Annotated in this window: 17 protein-coding genes and 4 pseudogenes; 15 read left to right on the plus strand and 6 right to left on the minus strand. The window is 36.4% G+C overall.

Annotated features, from left to right (window positions below; all coding sequences use genetic code 11):
- Positions 1-154: 154 nt before the first annotated feature.
- Positions 155-658, minus strand: coding sequence for a DinB family protein (locus tag M1D69_RS10610; protein WP_439024276.1), 504 nt, complete (start codon positions 656-658; stop codon positions 155-157).
- 584 nt (positions 659-1,242) lie between these two features.
- Between M1D69_RS10610 and M1D69_RS10615 the strand changes: the two genes are divergently transcribed.
- The 3 genes from M1D69_RS10615 (at position 1,243) to M1D69_RS10625 (ending at position 3,161) form a co-directional block, all read left to right on the plus strand.
- Complete coding sequence (locus tag M1D69_RS10615) at positions 1,243-1,863, plus strand: lytic polysaccharide monooxygenase auxiliary activity family 9 protein (RefSeq protein ID WP_059336679.1); 621 nt, start codon at positions 1,243-1,245, stop codon at positions 1,861-1,863.
- Positions 1,864-2,406: 543 nt separating this feature from the next.
- Positions 2,407-2,682 (plus strand): hypothetical protein, encoded by a 276-nt coding sequence (locus tag M1D69_RS10620; RefSeq protein WP_044155612.1) that lies wholly within the window; start codon positions 2,407-2,409, stop codon positions 2,680-2,682.
- Between the two features lie 83 nt (positions 2,683-2,765).
- Positions 2,766-3,161 (plus strand): UPF0715 family protein, encoded by a 396-nt coding sequence (locus M1D69_RS10625; RefSeq protein ID WP_458103801.1) that lies wholly within the window; start codon positions 2,766-2,768, stop codon positions 3,159-3,161.
- A gap of 12 nt (positions 3,162-3,173) precedes the next feature.
- On the opposite strand, the gene M1D69_RS10630 is transcribed toward M1D69_RS10625, so the two are convergent.
- On the minus strand, positions 3,174-3,404 hold the full coding sequence (locus M1D69_RS10630) for a membrane protein (RefSeq protein ID WP_044155615.1): 231 nt from the start codon (positions 3,402-3,404) through the stop codon (positions 3,174-3,176).
- A gap of 1,086 nt (positions 3,405-4,490) precedes the next feature.
- On the opposite strand from M1D69_RS10630, the gene M1D69_RS10635 reads away from it, so the two are divergent.
- The 3 genes from M1D69_RS10635 to M1D69_RS10645 all read left to right on the plus strand — a co-directional run bounded on the left by M1D69_RS10635 (position 4,491) and on the right by M1D69_RS10645 (position 6,395).
- Complete coding sequence (locus M1D69_RS10635) at positions 4,491-4,820, plus strand: HIT domain-containing protein (protein WP_458103800.1); 330 nt, start codon at positions 4,491-4,493, stop codon at positions 4,818-4,820.
- Positions 4,821-5,010: 190 nt separating this feature from the next.
- The gene (locus M1D69_RS10640; protein WP_458103799.1) at positions 5,011-5,481 is read left to right on the plus strand and encodes a hypothetical protein; all 471 of its coding nucleotides are present in this window, start codon (positions 5,011-5,013) and stop codon (positions 5,479-5,481) included.
- A 383-nt stretch (positions 5,482-5,864) separates the two neighbouring features.
- Positions 5,865-6,395 carry a GNAT family N-acetyltransferase gene (locus tag M1D69_RS10645; protein WP_458103798.1) on the plus strand — a complete coding sequence of 177 codons (531 nt, stop codon included), beginning with the start codon at positions 5,865-5,867 and terminating at the stop codon, positions 6,393-6,395.
- 256 nt (positions 6,396-6,651) lie between these two features.
- Here M1D69_RS10645 and M1D69_RS10650 read toward each other — a convergent pair.
- Positions 6,652-6,896: pseudogene (locus tag M1D69_RS10650) on the minus strand (thermonuclease family protein); the annotation flags it as partial.
- Between the two features lie 501 nt (positions 6,897-7,397).
- On the opposite strand from M1D69_RS10650, the gene M1D69_RS10655 reads away from it, so the two are divergent.
- Both M1D69_RS10655 and xynB read left to right on the plus strand, forming a co-directional pair.
- The gene (locus tag M1D69_RS10655) at positions 7,398-8,789 is read left to right on the plus strand and encodes an MFS transporter (RefSeq protein WP_458103797.1); all 1,392 of its coding nucleotides are present in this window, start codon (positions 7,398-7,400) and stop codon (positions 8,787-8,789) included.
- 30 nt (positions 8,790-8,819) lie between these two features.
- On the plus strand, positions 8,820-10,421 hold the full coding sequence (gene xynB / locus M1D69_RS10660; RefSeq protein ID WP_458103796.1) for a xylan 1,4-beta-xylosidase: 1,602 nt from the start codon (positions 8,820-8,822) through the stop codon (positions 10,419-10,421).
- Between the two features lie 130 nt (positions 10,422-10,551).
- On the opposite strand, the gene xylR is transcribed toward xynB, so the two are convergent.
- Entirely contained in the window at positions 10,552-11,706 is a 1,155-nt protein-coding gene (gene xylR / locus M1D69_RS10665; protein WP_458103795.1) for a transcriptional repressor XylR, read from the minus strand.
- A gap of 257 nt (positions 11,707-11,963) precedes the next feature.
- Here xylR and xylA point away from each other — a divergent pair, with 257 nt between their 5' ends.
- The 3 genes and pseudogenes from xylA to M1D69_RS10680 all read left to right on the plus strand — a co-directional run.
- On the plus strand, positions 11,964-13,301 hold the full coding sequence (xylA, locus tag M1D69_RS10670) for a xylose isomerase (protein ID WP_458103794.1): 1,338 nt from the start codon (positions 11,964-11,966) through the stop codon (positions 13,299-13,301).
- A gap of 161 nt (positions 13,302-13,462) precedes the next feature.
- Positions 13,463-14,962 (plus strand): xylulokinase, encoded by a 1,500-nt coding sequence (xylB, locus tag M1D69_RS10675; RefSeq protein WP_458103793.1) that lies wholly within the window; start codon positions 13,463-13,465, stop codon positions 14,960-14,962.
- 133 nt (positions 14,963-15,095) lie between these two features.
- Positions 15,096-15,213: pseudogene (locus M1D69_RS10680) on the plus strand (glycoside hydrolase family 11 protein); the annotation flags it as partial.
- Positions 15,214-15,465: 252 nt separating this feature from the next.
- Here the strand turns inward: M1D69_RS10680 and M1D69_RS10685 are convergent.
- Positions 15,466-16,425, minus strand: a pseudogene (locus M1D69_RS10685) (flavin monoamine oxidase family protein); the annotation flags it as partial.
- 366 nt (positions 16,426-16,791) lie between these two features.
- Between M1D69_RS10685 and M1D69_RS10690 the strand changes: the two are divergent.
- From M1D69_RS10690 to M1D69_RS10705, 4 genes are all read left to right on the plus strand, one after another.
- The gene (locus M1D69_RS10690) at positions 16,792-17,337 is read left to right on the plus strand and encodes a delta-aminolevulinic acid dehydratase (RefSeq protein ID WP_458103792.1); all 546 of its coding nucleotides are present in this window, start codon (positions 16,792-16,794) and stop codon (positions 17,335-17,337) included.
- Between the two features lie 188 nt (positions 17,338-17,525).
- On the plus strand, positions 17,526-18,005 hold the full coding sequence (locus M1D69_RS10695) for a hypothetical protein (RefSeq protein ID WP_458103791.1): 480 nt from the start codon (positions 17,526-17,528) through the stop codon (positions 18,003-18,005).
- Between the two features lie 273 nt (positions 18,006-18,278).
- On the plus strand, positions 18,279-18,758 hold the full coding sequence (locus M1D69_RS10700) for a DUF4944 domain-containing protein (protein ID WP_458103790.1): 480 nt from the start codon (positions 18,279-18,281) through the stop codon (positions 18,756-18,758).
- A 559-nt stretch (positions 18,759-19,317) separates the two neighbouring features.
- Entirely contained in the window at positions 19,318-19,674 is a 357-nt protein-coding gene (locus M1D69_RS10705) for a DUF3221 domain-containing protein (protein ID WP_458103789.1), read from the plus strand.
- 144 nt (positions 19,675-19,818) lie between these two features.
- On the opposite strand, the pseudogene M1D69_RS10710 reads toward M1D69_RS10705, so the two are convergent.
- Positions 19,819-20,184 (minus strand): annotated as a pseudogene (locus tag M1D69_RS10710) (hypothetical protein).
- Between the last annotated feature and the right edge of the window lie 42 nt (positions 20,185-20,226).

The raw sequence follows: 20,226 nt of genomic DNA on the forward strand, positions 1-20,226 counted from the left end.
AACATTATTCAAAAAGGAGATTAGAAAAATGCCAGATATTATTTCTGATGTTAATCAACATTGATTAAATGAACAAAAGGAAGAGCATGTTTTGAAAAAAATCATCGAAACATGCTTTTATATTTTGTAATAGGTAACTTCGTTAAAAGGCTGCTTACATATGCGGGGGTACCAAACCGAATTTTGTCCATTCCTCTTTAGCTGGACCATAAATACCTGGAACAGTTAATCCTGCTTGTCTCATAAGAACAGTCATTTGTCCTCGATGGTGATTTTGATGTTGAATCAAAAACATCAAAAGTGAACCCTTTGGCAATTGTTGACCAATAAAGTTGATACGTTCTTGAAGTGTATGATCAGTCCATTGGGTTGTTAATGCCTGTACAAACGCATTGCTGGCTTGATGATAGCTGTCTGCTATAAACTGAGCCGAAGTAGGAACAGGATAATCTTCAGCAGGGGCATGAAACGTTAAGTCTGTGTTTGAGGTAATGATGCGAATGGCAGCAACAGTATGCCAAGCAATACGGCCTAAAGTCCAATTTTGTGAAGTTATTGCTTGTTTAAGTGATTCATCAGTTAGACTATTTAGCAGTTTCTGTGTAGCGTCAGCTTCGAACTCCCAAGATTTTAAAAAATGGTCTAAGGTTTGAAACACAAAAATCCTCCTTATGATGTTTTGTTTTCTTTTTATAGCTTAATTATACCTGCTCGTTTAGTTAAAAAGAACAAAACTTTAGACAAGAATTTTCTAAGGAAAAGAAGGCGTCGCAACATTCTTATAGACGTCACGACTTTATTTGGTTTGATTGATGTTGAATTGCCTTTTTCACAAGGATTCTGAAAAACAGCAGTGTGAATTTCATAATGAGTTGAATAAAAGCCTTAAATTTATAAACAGCTGAATAATCATTTTTAAATGCCTCACATGCTATAGGTTTTTTCTGACAATTTTCGGCTATCAGAAGATTGATTAAAATCCTTTTGTTAGTGATTAGGGGATTGAGAATATACCGCTGGGTTGAATGATACTGCAGATGATATGTGTTAAGGCAGAGATTGAAAAAGAGTTCGCCATCTGTGATTACATTAAAAAGCTGTAGGAAGAACAAAAGAGCGGGGGAGTATGAAGTTTTTTAAGTGTTACGCCATCAAAAAAAAGAAGGAGTTTACCTGACATATAATGAATTATTATAGTAGGAAAGAGAAAAATTTTACAGAAAAGGGAGGAATGAGTTGGTAATGAAGGGTTTTGTCAAAGGCGCTGTTCTAACTGCTGTTCTGAGTGTGGGTGCTACTTTATTTGCAGGTGATGTATCTGCACACGGGTATATAAAAGAACCTGCTAGTAGAGCGTACATGGGATCATTAGAAAAACAAATAATTGGTTGGACGGCAGCTACACAAAAGTATGGTTCTGTAGTTGATAATCCTCAATCGGTAGAAGGACTAAAAGGGTTTCCAGCCGGAGGTCCGCCAGATGGAAAAATTGCATCGGCAAATGGAGGCTTTGGTCAAATTGACTTTGGGTTAGACAGGCAGACTGCAGATCATTGGGTAAAACAAAACATGCATGGAGGTCTAAACACCTTTACTTGGCACTATACTGCTCCTCACGCAACATCAAAGTGGCACTATTATATAACCAAGAAAGATTGGAATCCAAACAAACCATTAACAAGAGATGAGTTTGAATTAATTGGAACAGTTGATCACGATGGTTCAAAGGCAGATACAAATCTTTCTCATAAAATTTATGTGCCAGCAGACCGCAGTGGTTATCATGTCATTCTAGGGGTGTGGGACGTTGCGGATACCTCTAATGCCTTTTATAACGTAATTGATGTAAACCTAATACAATGATGTTGAACCTCCATCGAACAACTCTTAATCCCAATGAACAAGAATATGAGGCTTAATCAGAAAATTGCCATCAAATCTGGCACAGTGTATACTGCTAAGGTTTTAACAGCTGCCAATAGTTGTGAAGCCATCACCAGCTAGTGAAACGTTTACAGTACAAACAAGGAAACTGTAATGGAGCCGGGAGAACACAGAGTGTTTGATTGTGGAAGTACGAGAATCAGCTATCTATTGCAAATCGGTTAGATGTTCGTGCATCTGCCGATCTTTTTTAAATTTTAATTGAAGTCTACTCAATACATAGAATAGAATGGCATTAAGCTTCTTCACTTCCTTGATAATAACGAATAGAAAACCATTATGATAAACCCTATTTTCGGGATATGAGAAAAGAATTAAGCTCAGTGTGAACTGAGAAAAGGTTTGAATCATCTCTCGAAATTATAATAAAGCTGTTGTTGAAGCATAGCACGGAGACAATGACGTCTTAATATATTTTTAATAAAAATACGATTTTAAAGAGAACGGAGATTTACTTTTAATATGAATTTTAAAAAAGCTGCAGTCATATTTTCATTTGCTTTTCCAATTATCTCAGCTATATTAATAATTAATTTTTTGACTGGGATTATTTCAATGCCGTGGCAAGGAATGCCGGTATTGTTCCCTCTATTACTCTCACCTATAGGGATAATGCTGGCGTTAGGTTCAATCAAGACAAATAAACGGTGGGCTATATGGGGAATCATCTTAAATTCAATTTTGTTACTATTCCCTTTCTTCTTTTTTATAGGTGGAACTTTGTTATTCGGAGTCTAATTTTTAAAAAGTTGTGAAAATCGATGAAGATTTTGAACAATTGGATAACTGGTTAAACAGGATACATGTAGGGGGTGCTGATTTTGAGCCTCAATCAAAAGACGTTAAACAGTTATGTTTATACTCTGGTATTCTCGAGTTTGTCATATGGTCTAGTCTTTGGCTTGTATATGTTTGTTTATTCGGGATTTATGGCGATCGCCTTAATCACAATAGGCATCATTGCATTCTACTCTTTTATCACTTACTTAATATTTGCTTTCCCCTTACAATTATTACTAAGAAGAAATCCCAGAAAGTTTAGTTTGATCTATTTTTTCATTTATACAGCAGTAGCTTTTTTACCTGTGTTCGTGTTCTGGTTTGTTGATTATCCGCCTAGTGCTCTTACAGTGTTCAAGAGCTTAAATTATTACATAATGAGCATTGTTGCTGCGTTAATTTATTGGTTCTGGGATTCCATATGCCTGCGGAATTAGTTTATCTACTATTTAAATCATGCATTTCACAACGTTCACAACAAGTATAAAAGCCGCTGATCCGAACAACAAATACGCAGACCTTGTTTGTTTCTTTGAAAGTGTCTCCACTCCCATTAAAACAAAGAGAAGGGCAACTAATACTTGGAGAGAAACCAAGAGGAATTCACTTTGATTGTATAAAGAATATACACATAGAATTAAAGCTGCACATGAAATCAGTATTTTTGAAGCTTTAAGCAAAGAACCACTCCTTGGAAGTTTTATTAAACCATAACACGGTATGAGCATTTATTGGAGAGGAAAGGGGTCATGATAAAAGAAGTGTTTTATTTAAAATTGGGGGAATTGACTTGAACATTTTTATTTGGATTGCCATGTTTATAGCTATTTTTGGCGGCTCTTATGCAGGTTACAAAAGGAATAAAAAGAAAGAGCTTAAACAAGAAAAGTAAGTATCTAAGTTTCTGGAAACGGACTGTGAGAATTCTTAAAGAGTATTAAGTTATATGCTCTTTTCTATCCCACATCTCCGGCATTCATGTAAGAATACACCGCTCTTTGCAGAGTTTTTGAATAAAGCTAATCGCCATTATCGCAGGGTAAGAAGTGTTTATTTGTATTGAATAGAGCGGAAAAAGAATGGTGAGTCAAAAAGCATGGCAGCTGAGAGGGTTTGTAGAGCGGGCTGCTACACTTGTAGACCTGTATCAAAAGCGGTTTAATAATAGAAACGGATTTAAAAAGGAGTGAAAAGCTATCAAAACATTAGTTGTATTATCCAGTTTTATGGGAATTACGTTATCAATTATTGGGCAAATGTTTGGAATCCTAACTGATTTCTTTATTCCAGGCATTGCTCGATTTATAGGGGTAATAGCGGGTATTCTAGTGTTACTTAGTTTGAAGTCAAGAAATACAGAAATGCAGGCTTTTATATTAGGTTCAAGCACTGCGTTAGGATTAATGGGAGCAGGAATTTTATATGTTCCAGCTGCGATGATCAATGTCTTCATTAGTTTCAAACTAAACAAAAAGTTAAAAGAAGAGAACGTAAAGGAGTAGATCTGAATAGACTGCTTTTTGTTAGGGATACGATGGAAAATTGTAGTAATGAAATAATCATTTTATTCATATAAGCAGCAAAAGTGGTTTTACCCAATTAGGCATGGATTCTAAAGGAAAAGCAGAGAGAATAATATTCATTTGGCTGTCCACTTTAACGGATGGTATAGAACCAATAAAGAACCAAATCCTAGAGGAGAGCATTGGGTTAATTTGTATATTGGCTATGATGATCAAATCTAAATATTGTAAGGGGGATTAATAATGAGTGAAGACTTTTATTGCGATGAAGTATTAAGTGGAAAAACAAAAGTAAATAAAGTTTTAGAAACCGAGAATGTATTGGCGTATCATCATACAAGACCTTTTTGGCCCGTCCATATAGTTGCAATTCCTAAAAAGCATATTTCTTCTTTAATAACTTTGGAAGAAGGGGATAACGAGCTATTACTTGAGTTGCTTGGTGTGATAAAAAAGGTTGCAGCTATGGTAACAAAAGAGAACGGTTCTTGTAGAGTACTTACAAACTTGGGAGAGTATCAGGATTCGAAGCATCTACACTGGCATATAGCTTCGGGAGAGCCATTAAGATAAAAGAATCCTTTTAAAGTGAAATTGTAAATGACCTTAATGCTCAATTAATTTTTTCTCATTGGACCAAATTAACAAATGCCTAAAATGAGTTTTGGGGTATTCACCATAAGGAAGAATTTGAGGACTTAAGAAACTCCAAGGAGCAGTTGATTCTTAAATAACTAATGACCAAAAATTGGGGATATAAAAAATGAAATTGTATAATGAATTTATAAATATAGCTAAAACTCTTAATAAAGAGTTAGACATTATTCCATTATTATATGGCTCTTTAGGTCTTGAAAAGGTAACTGGGTTGGACTTTTCCCCAGAAGATATTGATATTCTTATTCCTTTAATTTTTTTAGAGGAAAAGTGGGAAAAACTAAAAAAAATAATGGACCTGCAAGGATACAAAATGGTTGATTTACATGAGCATGAATTTAGGAAAACTAATATTAAAATAGGAATTGCTTACATAGAAGATTTAAAACCATTTGCAGATGTAGACTATAATAATTTAGAGATATTTGAAGATGACGGGGCAAAATATTATTTGCTAACTATTGATGATTACCTCAAGGTTTATAATAGGTCTTTATTAGATAGCTATAGAAGAACAAAGAAGAATAATAAAGACCAAAAGAAAATTAACATATTAAATAAGCTGATACAGAATTAATTTCTATTATTCTCTTTTGTTTCAATTTTAATAACAAATATAAGTTTATACCAATGTGGCAGTAGTGAAGAGACATTTGATCAAAGTACAATACCTTAATATTAAAATACGTAGAGACATAGATGGAGATGTGTTAAGTGATTTAACAGCTGAGAGATGTTTGGAAAAAGAATACCGTTCCCAAATAACAATTATTACTGAAGAATTTTGTTTAGAACTTATTAGCGTTGTAAAATGGTTTCTTTGTAATCTTTATAACAGGATGATTTGACAGGGGCTTTACGTTAATAATCTGAAGGTTAATTAAAGTAGGATAACTATTCGTTAGGGAAGTGCCTATTATAGAATAAAGTAAACTAACAAAAAGAACAGGAGACTAAAAAATGGAATTTTTCATTAGACAAGAACTCACGCATGAATATAATACGACTGAAGACATTGTTAAAAAAGCTTTTTTAAATGAAAAATATAGCGACAAGAAGGAGCATTTCCTTGTAAATAAGATTAGAAAATCAGATGCATTTATTCCTGAGCTTTCATTAGTCGCTTTAAACGGAAAAGAGATCGTCGGGCATATTCTTTTATCTAGAATAAAAATCGTGGATGGTGATAACGCAGTCGATTCTTTAGCGCTTGCTCCGGTTTCTGTTGCACCTGAGTATCAGAGAAAAGGAATCGGGAGTCAATTAATTCATGTTGCTTTAAAAAAAGCAAAAGAGCTTGGTTTTCGTTCAGCCATTGTGTTAGGGCATAAAGATTATTATCCAAAATTTGGTTTTAAGCCAGCTAGTTTATGGAATATCAAAGCCCCATTTGAGGTGCCTGACGAAGTGTTTATGGCTTTAGAGTTATCAAAGGATTCTCTCGAAAATGTAAAAGGTGTCGTTCATTATTCAAAAGCTTTTTCAGTGTAAAATCTAGATGGTTGTTTAAAGAGGCTATCCCCTAAAATCTTACTGAGCGTCTCTTTGGTTTAAAGAATAAAAGAAAGCTGCAAGCTTTCAATTATCTTTCACAGGCAAAGTTGTCATGATCTCTGTCCATTTAAGGTTGGTAAGCAGGGTGGGAACTAGGTACTCCATTCGGGTTTCACTCAAAGCAATTTGCAAACGGTTCTGTTTTTCCAGTTAACGCGCGGTAGAAGTATTACTCAATTTTTAAAGTTGCGGACATATAAGCTACTCTGGCCAATCCGTCTTTCAAAAGTGTTTCATGAACAGACTTGCCATCAACATAAACCTAAGCTAACAGCGCCTTCCATACTGATCTCTGCAATCACCTGTATCAAACTCTAATTGAAGCTTACCGCTTTTAACCCATTCTTTATTTCGATTAGATGCATTTTCGTCACATGGTTACATAGGAGAACTGTTTTTTAGCTTTTGGAGTGTTTACAGTAAGTAGCGAACTGTATCAAAAAAGGACCCAGCGTCATTAATTGATACGCGACATTACTTAAATAGTTAAAAACTGAATATACAAAAAGAAGATAAAACCAATATTTATCTCAGATCAGGTTGAATTTTCTGAAAAAAATGTTGAAAAAGCCGACAGTATTTTATAATATTAACTCAAGTTAGTTTGTTTGATCAACAAACTAATTAGCTGAACTTTAATTGTCCATAATATATGGTTCTTGCTATATATGGATGGAAGGGGGATAAGAGGATCGATTTAATGGAGCTACTAAACAATATAAAGAATGAGGTTTTTATCCTTTGCGGGTATAGAAAAAAGATGAATTTCCTGTTTACTGATCACCATTTAGATGATGAAAATGCTTTGGGAAAGTAGATCACTATAATTTTTTTACGCTCTTTTGAAAGCGCTTTACAAACGTTTGCTGCCCATAAATCGAGAAATCATTATATCCTTTCATACTGTTCCTTATGAAAGGATCGAAAAGGGGAGAAATCATGCTCAGTGAAAATGTAAAGAAGATTAGCATGACTGAAAAAGTTGGCTATGCTTCTGGAGATTTTGCATGTAATTTAATTTATGCAACGGTGTCTACTTATCTTTTGTTCTTCTATACAGATGTATTTGGTTTATCGGCAGCCGCCGCCGGTACCATGTTCTTAGTGGTTAGAATCATCGACGCTCTTGCTGATCCTTTTATTGGAACAATAGTTGACAGAACGAATAGCAGATTTGGACGCTTTAGACCATATCTTTTATTCGGAGCATTCCCATTTGTAGTACTTGCATTACTCTGTTTTACAACTCCAGATTTTTCGGATATGGGGAAATTAATATATGCCTATATGACCTATGTTGGCTTGTCGCTTACATACACAACCATAAACGTTCCATATGGCGCATTAACATCTGCAATGACTAGAAATAATCAAGAAGTGGTTAGTATAACATCAGTTCGTATGTTATTTGCGAATCTCGGAGGACTTGTCGTTGCATTTTTTGTTCCCTTACTGGCTGCTTATTTAAGCGATACTTCCGGCAATGAATCTCTTGGCTGGCAGCTAACCATGGGTATTTTAGGATTGATAGGCGGGTGCCTTTTAATCTTTTGTTTTAAAAGCACAAAAGAGCGGGTCACTCTTCAAACATCCGAAGAAAAAATTAAATTTACGGATATATTTGAGCAGTTTCGTGTTAATCGTCCACTTGTTGTATTAAGTATTTTCTTTATTATTATTTTTGGAGTGAATTCCATCAGTAATTCGGTTGGCATTTATTACGTAACGTATAACTTAGAAAGAGAGGATTTGGTGAAGTGGTACGGTTTGATAGGAAGTTTGCCCGCTTTGGTCATTTTACCGTTTATTCCAAGGCTTCATCAATTGTTGGGGAAGAAGAAATTACTAAACTATGCATTATTACTGAATATAATCGGCCTGTTAGCTTTACTGTTTGTTCCGCCAAGTAATGTATACCTCATACTTTTCTGTCGCTTAATCGCTGCTGCTGGAAGTCTCACTGCCGGGGGATATATGTGGGCGCTTATTCCTGAAACAATAGAATATGGAGAGTACAGGACTGGGAAAAGAATGGGTGGGCTTATTTACGCTATCATCGGATTTTTCTTTAAGTTTGGTATGGCCTTAGGAGGAGTTGTTCCAGGTCTGGTTCTTGATAAGTTTGGATATGTGGCAAATCAGGCACAAACCCCGGCGGCATTAACGGGGATATTAATTACAACAACCATTATTCCCGTGTTCTTGCTGGCTCTGGCTTTAATTGATATTAATTTCTATAACTTAGATGAGAAAAAATATAAAAACATGGTTCGAGAATTAGAGAATAGAGACAAAGTTTATTTGGATCATATTGATGATTTCAAAGCTTAAAAAAGAAAATAAACTGAGGAGGAGTCCCAAATGAAGATTACCAATCCAGTACTTAAAGGATTCAATCCCGATCCAAGTATTTGCAGGGTAGGGGAGGATTATTATATCGCTGTATCTACATTTGAGTGGTTTCCAGGTGTCCAGATACACCATTCAAAAGATTTAGTGAATTGGCGCTTAGTCGCACATCCTTTACAGAGAGTTTCACAATTAGACATGAAAGGAAACCCTAATTCAGGCGGGGTATGGGCACCATGTTTAAGTTACAGTGACGGAAAGTTTTGGCTGATCTATACGGATGTGAAGGTCGTAGATGGCGCCTGGAAAGATTGTCACAATTATTTAGTGACTTGTGACACGATTCATGGTGATTGGGGGGAGCCGATCAAATTAAATAGCTCAGGATTTGATGCTTCTTTGTTCCATGATACGGATGGGAAAAAATATTTATTAAATATGTTATGGGATCAGCGTATTGATCGGCACTCCTTTGGAGGCATTGTCATGCAGGAATATTCTGATAAGGAGCAAAAACTAATCGGTAAACCGAAAGTGATATTTAAAGGAACTGAAAGAAAGCTGACAGAAGCGCCGCACCTTTACCGTATCGGGAACTATTATTATTTATTAACCGCAGAAGGAGGAACGCGGTTCGAACATGCTGCTACAATTGCCCGTTCTAAAAATATTGAGGGACCATATGAAGTTCATCCCGATAATCCAATCTTAACGTCATGGCATGATCCAGGAAATCCATTGCAAAAATGCGGTCATGCATCCATTGTTCAAACACATACAGATGAGTGGTATTTAGCTCATTTAACGGGCCGTCCTATTCATCCTGACGATGTGTCAATTTTTCAGCAGAGAGGATATTGTCCTTTAGGCAGAGAAACAGCTATTCAAAAACTGGATTGGAAAGATGAATGGCCTTATGTTGTAGGTGGAAAAGAAGGAAGCTTGGAGGTAGAAGCGCCTTCTATACCCGAAACCGTGTTTGAACCAACGTACCCTGAAGTTGATGAATTTGAGGATTCAACATTAAATATCAATTTTCAAACTTTAAGGATCCCGTTCACGAAAGAATTAGGTTCATTGACTCAGGTGCCAAATCATTTACGATTATACGGTCATGAATCATTAACCTCGACATTTACTCAGGCATTTGTAGCCAGACGTTGGCAAAGCCTCGATTTTGAAGCGGAAACGGCTGTAGCGTTTTTTCCGGAAAATTTTCAACAAGCTGCTGGATTGGTGAACTACTACAATACAGAGAACTGGACGGCTCTTCAAATCACGCATGATGAAGAACTCGGCCGTATTCTTGAATTAACAATATGTGATAACTTTTCTTTTTCACAACCATTAAAAAATAAAATTATTATTCCCCGTGAAGTAAAGTATGTATATTTAAAAGTAAATATTGAAAAGGAAAATTATTATTATTTTTATTCTTTTAACAAAGAAGATTGGCACAAAATTGACTTTGCATTGGAATCGAAAAAATTATCAGATGATTACATCCGTGGAGGAGGATTTTTTACGGGAGCCTTTGTAGGGATGCAATGCCAAGATACCAGCGGTAATCATATTCCAGCCGACTTTAAATATTTTCGTTATGAAGAAAAATAATTTAAACATGAAAAAGGAGGCTTCTATAGCTCCTTTTTCATATTCAACTTCAACATTAAAATAACAAAACAAAAAACTCATCTTTAAAGATGAGCGCAGAACATAGAGGTTTGTCCTTTTTTATCATAAATTACATTGTAACCATATCCAGAAAATGATCAATAACAATAGAGGACATTCCTAATGCCGGTGCATTTTTTCCTAGAAAAGACGGTACTAATTCATAGCTATTGCCTAATTGGGAATAAACCCTGGACGACACTTCACTTCTAATTGAATTTAAAACCATAGGATGCGATTCAATTATGCTGTTTCTTAAAATGATGGCTTGGGGATTGAATGTATTTAGAATATTGGTAAGGCCTATTCCTAAATAGAATCCAAAATTCTGTAATGCATTTAAAGTTCCAATATCATTCCGGTGGGCGAGGTCTATAATATCTTGATAGGACACTTTTTTCTCTTTCGTCTGAAGAGATTTCAATAAAGCCTTCTCAGAAGCATACAATTCCCAGCAGCCTCGGTTTCCGCAACTGCATTTAGGGCCATTAAAGTCTATTGTCATATGTCCCATTTCTCCAGAGAATCCGCTTACCCCTCTATATAAATCATTGTTGATAATAACACCGATCCCTATCCCTGTACTGACACTTGCATAAATAATGTTATCGTGATTTTTTGCAGCACCAAATACTTTTTCTCCATATGCCCCAGCATTCGCCTCATTTTCAATAAAAACGGGCACATTGAACTTCTCTTGTATGAAAGATTTTAAGTCAATATCTCTCCAGTTGGAGTTCGGAGTGAAAACAATTTTTTGATTTTTATCAACTAGTCCAGGCACGCATATGCCTATACCAGTAAGCCCGTATGGAGATTGTGGCATATGCGTAATAAATTGATGAATCATATCAAGTAAAATGTCTTTGGTTTTTTCTGGAGAATTTGATTCCAAATGGTGGTGCTGATCAAGAACGATCGTTCCTTCAAGATCTGTTAAAATGCCATTCATATAATCCACACCAACATCTATTCCTACGGAGTATCCTGCCTTTTTATTAAAAACAAGCATGACAGGTCTTCTTCCGCCGCTTGATTGTCCCTGACCTATTTCAAATACAAGATTTTCTTTCATTAACGTGTTTACCTGTGATGAAACAGTTGATTTATTTAATCCAGTCTTTTCAGATAATTTTGCTCTTGAAATAGGTGAATTTTTAAGAATTTCTTTTAATAATAACTTTTGATTTACTTTTTTGACAAAGGTTTGATCAGCGATAACCACTTCATCCACTCCATTTGTATAATCTTTAAATTAAGTTGAAATGTATTGTTTTCAGTATGAGACATAGTACATAGCTAATCTTACCTTTACTATATCTAATGTGTTTATAAAAAACAAAAAAAATATTGAAAATACTGATGAGGTTATATAAGATGAAAATAAGTTAGTTTGTTCGTACAACAAACTAATAGACAACTTACTTACAATATGAAATAAAACGCACATGTATTTGAAATGATTTTTAAGGGGGAAATAACATGTCTCAATCTTATTCTAGTTCAGTCAACTATTTTGAAAGCGTAAACAAAGTGGTTTACGAAGGGAAAGATTCCACTAATCCTTTAGCATTTAAATATTATAATTCTCAAGAAGTAATTGGCGGAAAAACGATGAAAGAGCACTTGCGATTTTCTATTGCCTATTGGCATACATTTACCGCTGACGGAACAGATGTTTTTGGGGCAGCTACGATGCAAAGACCATGGGATCACTATAAAGGAATGGATCTGGCGAAGGCGAGAGTAGACGCAGCATTTGAGATGTTTGAAAAACTAGATGCACCATTCTTTGCTTTTCATGACCGAGATGTTGCACCAGAAGGAAGTACGTTAAAAGAGACAAATCAAAATTTAGATATCATCGTGGGCATGATGAAAGAATATATGAGAACTAGCAACGTTAAGCTATTATGGAATACTGCAAACATGTTCACGAATCCCCGTTTCGTCCATGGTGCGGCGACTTCCTGCAATGCAGATGTGTTTGCGTATGCTGCAGCACAAGTAAAAAAAGGGTTAGAAACAGCAAAAGAGCTTGGCGCCGAGAACTATGTATTTTGGGGCGGCCGTGAAGGATATGAAACATTGTTAAATACAGATTTGAAATTGGAGCTTGATAATTTGGCGAGATTCATGCATATGGCAGTGGATTATGCGAAGGAAATCGGATATACAGGGCAGTTTTTGATTGAGCCAAAACCAAAAGAGCCGACCACTCATCAATATGATACAGATGCAGCAACAACCATTGCCTTTTTAAAGCAATATGGTTTAGACAATCATTTTAAATTAAATCTCGAAGCCAATCATGCCACCTTAGCAGGGCATACATTTGAACATGAATTACGGATGGCAAGAGTACATGGTCTTCTTGGCTCTGTTGACGCGAATCAGGGTGATCCTCTTTTAGGCTGGGATACAGATGAATTTCCGACGGATTTATATTCTACGACATTAGCAATGTACGAAATCCTGCAAAATGGCGGCCTTGGAAGCGGCGGATTAAACTTCGATGCGAAGGTGAGAAGGTCTTCTTTTGAGCCTGATGATTTAATATATTCCCATGTTGCAGGGATGGATGCATTTGCAAGAGGATTGAGAGTAGCCCATAAATTGATCGAAGATCGTGTGTTTGATGATGTGATTCAACATCGTTATCGCAGCTTTACTGAAGGAATTGGTCTTGAAATTACAGAAGGAAGAGCTAATTTCCATACTCTTGAGCAATATGCGCTAAATAATAAAGCAATTAAAAACGAATCAGGAAGACAGGAGCGATTAAAAGCTATATTGAACCAATACATTTTAGAAGTATAACAGATAAAGAGAACTGCTATAAAAAGGTATAGCATGATAGCCAATACCTGAGATTACCCGTCATGATCCCTTAACTTTTGCTTATTGTTATGACGGGTAATTTTTATAACTGGGCATTTATTTAGAGTGAATGGTTTTTTATAAGGGTAAGGGGTGAAAAAATGAAGTATATCATTGGAATAGATCTTGGAACGAGTGCTGTTAAAACGATTTTAGTTAATCAAAACGGCAAGGTTTGTGCAGAAACGTCCAGAAGTTATCCGCTCATTCAAGAGAAGGCGGGATATAGTGAGCAAAATCCTGAAGACTGGGTGCAGCAAACAATTGGTGCATTGGCTGAATTGGTGTCCATATCCAACGTTCAAGCCAAGGATATTGACGGGATAAGTTATTCAGGACAAATGCATGGGTTAGTACTGCTTGACCAGGATCGGCAGGTGTTACGGCATGCGATTCTTTGGAATGACACCAGAACCACGCCTCAATGTATTAAGATGACCGAGAAATTCGGTGATCATCTGCTTAACATCACAAAAAACCGTGCTTTAGAAGGGTTTACATTACCTAAAATCTTATGGGTGAAGGAACATGAGCCTAAACTTTTTAAAAAAACGGCTGTTTTTTTGCTTCCGAAAGACTATGTGAGATTTCGTATGACCGGTGCCATTCACACCGAATACTCCGATGCAGCAGGAACGTTACTTTTACATATTACTCGCAAGGAGTGGAGCGATGATATTTGCAATCGATTTGGCATTTCTGCAGATATTTGTCCTCCGCTTGTTGAATCTCATGATTGTGTAGGATCGCTGCTTCCGAACGTTGCGGCGGAGACAGGGCTGTCGGAAAAAACAAAAGTGTACGCTGGGGGAGCAGATAATGCTTGTGGTGCGGTTGGAGCCGGCATTCTTTCTTCCGGAAAAACATTATGCAGTATTGGAACGTCAGGGGTCATACTTTCATACGAAGAAGGCGAAGAAAGAGACTTTAAAGGGAAAGTGCACTTTTTTAATCATGGAAAAAAGGATTCTTTTTATACGATGGGAGTCACGCTCGCTGCAGGGTACAGCTTGGACTGGTTCAAAAGAACGTTTGCCCCAAACGAATCATTTGAGCAAATATTGCAGGGGGTGGAATCTATTCCAATAGGAGCAAATGGACTGCTATACACTCCTTATTTGGTAGGTGAAAGAACGCCACATGCTGATTCTTCTATTCGGGGAAGCTTAATCGGAATGGATGGAGCCCACAAAAGAGAGCATTTTTTGAGGGCAATAATGGAAGGCATTACATTCTCTTTACATGAATCAATTGAGCTATTTCGAGAAGCGGGAAAATCAGTGCATACTGTGGTTTCTATTGGTGGAGGAGCTAAAAATGAAACGTGGCTTCAAATGCAAGCTGATATTTTCAATGCGAGGGTAATCAAGTTAGAAAATGAACAAGGTCCAGCCTTGGGGGCTGCGATGCTAGCTGCCTTTGGAAGTAGGTGGTTTGAATCTCTTGAAGAGTGTGCAGAGCAGTTCATTCATGAGGCTGCTACATTTTATCCAAAGGAACAAAATGTTCAAAAATATAAAACACTATTCGATGTGTATAAGAAAATTTACACTCACACAAAGGATCTAAATACAGCCTTGAAGAGCTTTCGAAAAAACTAGTATGGTTAGTAAAGAGTGTGTTTTTTTTGTCAGGGGATCAACGAAAGAACAATTAACGGCTAATCATCAACAAAGGCATTTGATGACAAAACTACAGCTCAAATCGGTTCCCTAGCTATGAATATGAATGCGGAAGGATTATGGGCACACCAGTATGACGCTCAATAGCGGCGGCGCGTTTAGTGTGAAGTAGCATTGGGAATGCTTTATTCCGAAAAGGCAAGAAATTTGATATAACCAAGACTCACTCATAACTTGGAAACATGTCAATTCATTACAACGCAACCTTCAATCTGGGAGAGAATTCAAGCAGTAAATCATCCTTTTAAGTTTTGATTCAAATCCTGATTTGGTATCAGTCCAAACTCTTGATTTACAATCAAATTGGAAGTATTGTCTACGCACAAATAACTCCTCACATTAAATATGAAGGGGTGTTTTTGATTAGCTACACGATATAATTGCTGTTTTAAAAACAATATCAAATCTATCTAAAGGAGTCGTTAAAACGGATATAAAAAACGAATGATTGAAGTTATACGATTCACTTCATACGCCGTTCGTATTCCGGATTCAATCGCTCCTTGCATCCAACCGTGAGTAAGTGAGGAGTGTTCTCCGGCGAAATGTATTTTCCCTTCAGGAGCAGGGATGTATGGAAACAGCTGTAATTCCTGTCCAGGTTCGAAAGCTGTGAAACCCCCGGCTGAATATGGATTTTGGGTCCAGCTAAAAGAAGCGCCGGTCACAAACTCTGACCATACAACATCACCATAGATTTCCGATAAATTCATTAACGTATAGCGGAGGCGCTCTCCCTCTGAAAGACTGTCCCATATCAGTGCCTCATCCGCCCATGTGTAACTCGCTGCAAATACAGCATGTCCATTGGATCCAATGTCAATGCTGGTATAATACGAAAATCTAATCGGAAGATCAGTTATCGATTTGCCGCCGCGCTGCCCAGCTTTTTCCCAAAAACGGCTCTTAAACTCTATTCCGATTTTTGTTGCGGCAATATAGTTGAGTTCACGAATGGCCCGCCGTTTATAATAGGAAAATGAATCATATGGTTCAACTTGTATAAAACGCAATGTTGAAAATGGAATGGTTATGATAGCGAGATCGCCTGTCACTGCCAAATGTTTTGCTGTCTGTTGATGAATGCAGTTAACCGTAACATTGTTTTGGTTTTGAGATATTTTTACCATTTTATGATGGAAGACAGTATGTTCTTTTAATTGAGGAAGAAAGGCTTGAGGAAGCCGATCCATGCCGCCTGTTATTTCATAAAAGCGAGTTGGCGATGTATAAAAGATGGATTCCCGTAACACTTCAACATGGGACATCCCCATATATGCTTCCATATCCAAAAGTACGCCGATCATATCGATAGCACCGTATGAAAAATAAGTATTCAAGTAAGAGCCTAACGAATGGTTCCGGTATTGTGTTTCAACAATCGATATCTGTACTAAAATGATAGTGAAAACCCGATTAGGTTTATCAAGAAAACAATTCTGCATCAGACTCCCAATGAAGTGCGAGAAATATTTGATATGGAATTGTGGAAGAAAGCAAACTTTATACGTTCTTGATTCAACGATTACATGAAGGCCGCCATTAGTATTGGCTAAGGAAATGATGGGATAACATTGGGTGTGCATATGGCATGTCCTTCACTGATCTGCTCAAACAAAACGATTTGTAGTTATTATTTGTCGAAGTTCTTTTCGTTTGGGAAATAACTAACGGAATCTTTTGATATCACATTTTAATCTGTGAAGCTAGAATTTAGGGCACTAATAAATTTGGGGAGGCTATTTGTTTTGAGTCAGTCAAGTATGTGCATTACTTTAGTGGCAGGACCAAATTGTGAGTTAGAATCATTTGCATTACGTTCCGCACTAGAATATTATGGTGCAAAAGTACACATGCATTGGGTCGGACGACCTAATGATTTAGTTAATGTGCTTTCGGGCGAGAACAGGGGAGAAACCGACTATTTGATTTTAAGTTTTCATGGAGAAGATGGAAAATTTATATTGCCGGAATTGGGGCAAGACGCTTATGAAAAAAACGAGCCGCGTTCATGTTATTTCGGTCCTGAAGAAGTTCGGGCGTATGCAGATTTACGAGGGGTGCATGTGTTAGCAACTGGATGCACATTAGGTGACAAAAGGCTTGCAGAAGCGTTTAGACAATGCAAAAGCTCTTCTTACATAGCCCCTGGCGACTATATAGATGGAAACGCTGCGCTTATCTTCGTCCTCACATTCATATATGAACAAATGACAAATGCGAAATCTCAAAAGGAAGCATTTCAAAAGGCTGCTTCGATCGACAAAGAAACAAGCTTGTTTCAATTGTATTGAATCTATACCACATACATTTAGCTATTGTAATGCTATGTTGCTGAAAGTCCTGTTTAGATTTCCGCAGACTAATGGAATTGTATTGCATTTGTAATGAAAGCTCTCTAAATGAGGGCTTTTTTATATTATGCGTCATACCGGACACTTATATTGGGGAAGCTAATCAAAAAGAAAGAAGGAGATACGAAGTGAAGAAGCATTTACTTTCCTTATGTGTTTTATTATTTGCATTGACTTTTGTTCAAACAAAGACTCAAGCCCTGACATTTACAGAGTTGCCAATTAAACAAAAAACAGAACAATGGTCAGTCGAAATAACTGAAGCAAAAAATGCAAAGGAATTAGCGAGTCCAAAAAAGGGGGAATATAACGTATATTCAATGGAAATCAAAAACATAGGGGAAGCCGCAGCTACAGTGGATGTACAATTGTATAGAAATGATCCTGATTCCACCACGAGGTTTTCACTTTTTGGCTGTCCTAACGAAAATTGTTCGAGACAGGAGGAGGATTTAATAAGCTTAGCCGAAAGTTTAAACGATGGTGCCCCGCTGAAGTTTAACCATTTTATGGTGGCTGAAAAGGCATCTGAATTAGAGGTTGTTATTATTTGGACACAAAAAGGAAAAGAAGGACGCCAATTAAAACAAACCTTTACATTCAGTTAGAAGAGGTTACTTAGACAATATAGTGACCTACATAGCTTGTAAGTAAACTTCTTTCCGTTTGATGCTAAGGCAGGTAATCAACACCTGATCAGTCATTAGCAAATATAGATGCGCTGCGTATTCAAAGCTGAGAACAATGAAGAAAGTCTTATATGGCTGCAAAACTGAAAAGACATGATTGGGCTGCTTTATGAGCAGCTTTTTTTATATTCTTTTTCAAGTAACATTTTGCCCATTTATTCTACTAATAAAATGAAGAAAGCGAGGGGAAACATGAGAAACAAAAATAAAATCAAAAAATCACTAATCATTACAGCTCTATTATTGATTTGTTTAGTAGCGTTCTTTGCAATGATATCAGGAGACAAAGTGAAATATGAGGGAAGCAGCAGGAACGGATTATGGGTTTCTACCATTGAAAAATCAGATAAAACTTCGATTGGCCCTAATTACTTCTTGAATTTATACTGGCAGGGGAACAAGGGAGAAGCGAAAAGAACCATTGTTGAAAAAATCATATTGTATATAGATGGTAAAAAGTACGATGACAGAGAAGATTATGATTTATCAGAGTACACAGGTGAAGAAATGCCAGGCGGAGGACAAATGGAAGACCACATTGCTACGTTTGATTTTATGCCTGAAGATGAAGTAATTGGACATGATGTAGTTGTTAAGGTGGAGTGGAAGACCGGTAGGGAGAAACATACAGATAAAATAAGATTACAAGAGAAACCATGGTATAAAAGATAAATCTGCAATGGAAAGTTTAGGGATGAACGTCCAAAATATAGGTCTGCTTTCAGAAACATCGCTTTTAGCTTTAGCTTTTTAAACTCATCTTTAAAATAAATGAAAACGAGAATTAAAGAGCAAAAGGATGCTGCAGTGCTTATTACATCAATATTTTTCATGACTTTCGCAATGATGATACATAAGATGAAAAGAAAAAATGCTAGTTTTCAGACAAAAACCGCTCCTTATTTTATGGCTACCCAAAAAGTTTACAAGTTTTTCACAATAGGCACAATGCGATGTCAGTAAATTAATCTATTGGTTAACGAAATAGTTTTTTTATCTTATTGTACCATGTACTAAATATTCAATCGTTTTTTATATGCGGGCACTAGGAAATGATGTGTAACGGAAAGGCAAAACGGAGTTGAAGAGAGTTTACCCGTGGTAAATCTGTTCTTCAAATCTAAAACTTGTACTGTCTTTCCGGGTCCAGTACTCTAGTGTCGCGTGATTATAAATTACCTCTAAAATGATTTGCACTGTTATAAAACATACACCAAAAAGGGAGAGATAAATGCGTAAAATCGGGATATTGGTCTTAGCGTTCTTTGCTTTTATTTCAGGCTGCAATGATAAGGAAGAAAATAAAATAAAAACGCCAAAGATGCAGAACCTTGTTGGTTATATCCTTTTTAAGGATGAAAAGTCAGCCGTTTTTCTTGAGGGCAAACATGCTCCTGAAAAAGAGGACTTTGAATTGTCCCAAGATAGACTAATAAGAAAATATAAAAATCATGTTGTGATATTGGGATTAAATCAAATTGAAAACAAAGAAGACCTTGTGGCAGGTAAAAAAATGAAGGTGTGGTTTAACACTCTTAAAGAATCTGATCCTCCAAAAGCAACAATTGAAAAATTCAAATGGTTATAAAGGTTGGCATCCCCCGCCTATGATCGCTTAACAGAAAGCTCTACAATTACCGTATACAACAATTTGAAGAGTTAAATAGCGAGAGGGGATACACCTGCTTCTCTAGAATCGATTCAATCTAAATGCAGATAAAGTTAGCTTCAATTATTCATTTAACCCGTCGATTTCAAAATTATCTATATCAAGATTTAGGTTTTTCAATTGTTTTAACAAAACTTCAGCTTTTAAGCAGTCACCGTTTTTAAATTCTTTTGGGATATCTTCAGGGTGAAAAATTTTTATACCAGCCTCAATCCATTGTTTACGATACAATTGAAATGCAGCTTCAATCAGATGATCTGGTGTTACAATAAAACCTAATCTCACATCATGATCTTCACTGTAACCAAATTCAAATCAACAACATGGACAAATATCAAATGTTTTTTGATACTCTCCATTATACAAAAGGTTTTCTGTTAATCCTTTATACCCGCATACTAAACATGAGTACAATTCTTTGTCCAACATTAATCCCTCATTTGTCTATTTTTATAATTACGCATTACGTTC

This window comes from Bacillus sp. PK3-037 (assembly GCF_054161355.1).

What these genes read in the sequence shown, in the direction of transcription:
- M1D69_RS10615 (WP_059336679.1), top strand. Translation starts at nt 1,243, where the DNA reads ATGAAGGGTTTTGTCAAAGGCGCTGTTCTAACTGCTGTTCTGAGTGTG.
- M1D69_RS10620 (WP_044155612.1), top strand. Translation starts at nt 2,407, where the DNA reads ATGAATTTTAAAAAAGCTGCAGTCATATTTTCATTTGCTTTTCCAATT.
- M1D69_RS10635 (WP_458103800.1), top strand. Translation starts at nt 4,491, where the DNA reads ATGAGTGAAGACTTTTATTGCGATGAAGTATTAAGTGGAAAAACAAAA.
- M1D69_RS10640 (WP_458103799.1), top strand. Translation starts at nt 5,011, where the DNA reads ATGAAATTGTATAATGAATTTATAAATATAGCTAAAACTCTTAATAAA.
- M1D69_RS10645 (WP_458103798.1), top strand. Translation starts at nt 5,865, where the DNA reads ATGGAATTTTTCATTAGACAAGAACTCACGCATGAATATAATACGACT.
- M1D69_RS10655 (WP_458103797.1), top strand. Translation starts at nt 7,398, where the DNA reads ATGCTCAGTGAAAATGTAAAGAAGATTAGCATGACTGAAAAAGTTGGC.
- xynB (WP_458103796.1), top strand. Translation starts at nt 8,820, where the DNA reads ATGAAGATTACCAATCCAGTACTTAAAGGATTCAATCCCGATCCAAGT.
- xylA (WP_458103794.1), top strand. Translation starts at nt 11,964, where the DNA reads ATGTCTCAATCTTATTCTAGTTCAGTCAACTATTTTGAAAGCGTAAAC.
- xylB (WP_458103793.1), top strand. Translation starts at nt 13,463, where the DNA reads ATGAAGTATATCATTGGAATAGATCTTGGAACGAGTGCTGTTAAAACG.
- M1D69_RS10700 (WP_458103790.1), top strand. Translation starts at nt 18,279, where the DNA reads ATGAGAAACAAAAATAAAATCAAAAAATCACTAATCATTACAGCTCTA.
- M1D69_RS10705 (WP_458103789.1), top strand. Translation starts at nt 19,318, where the DNA reads ATGCGTAAAATCGGGATATTGGTCTTAGCGTTCTTTGCTTTTATTTCA.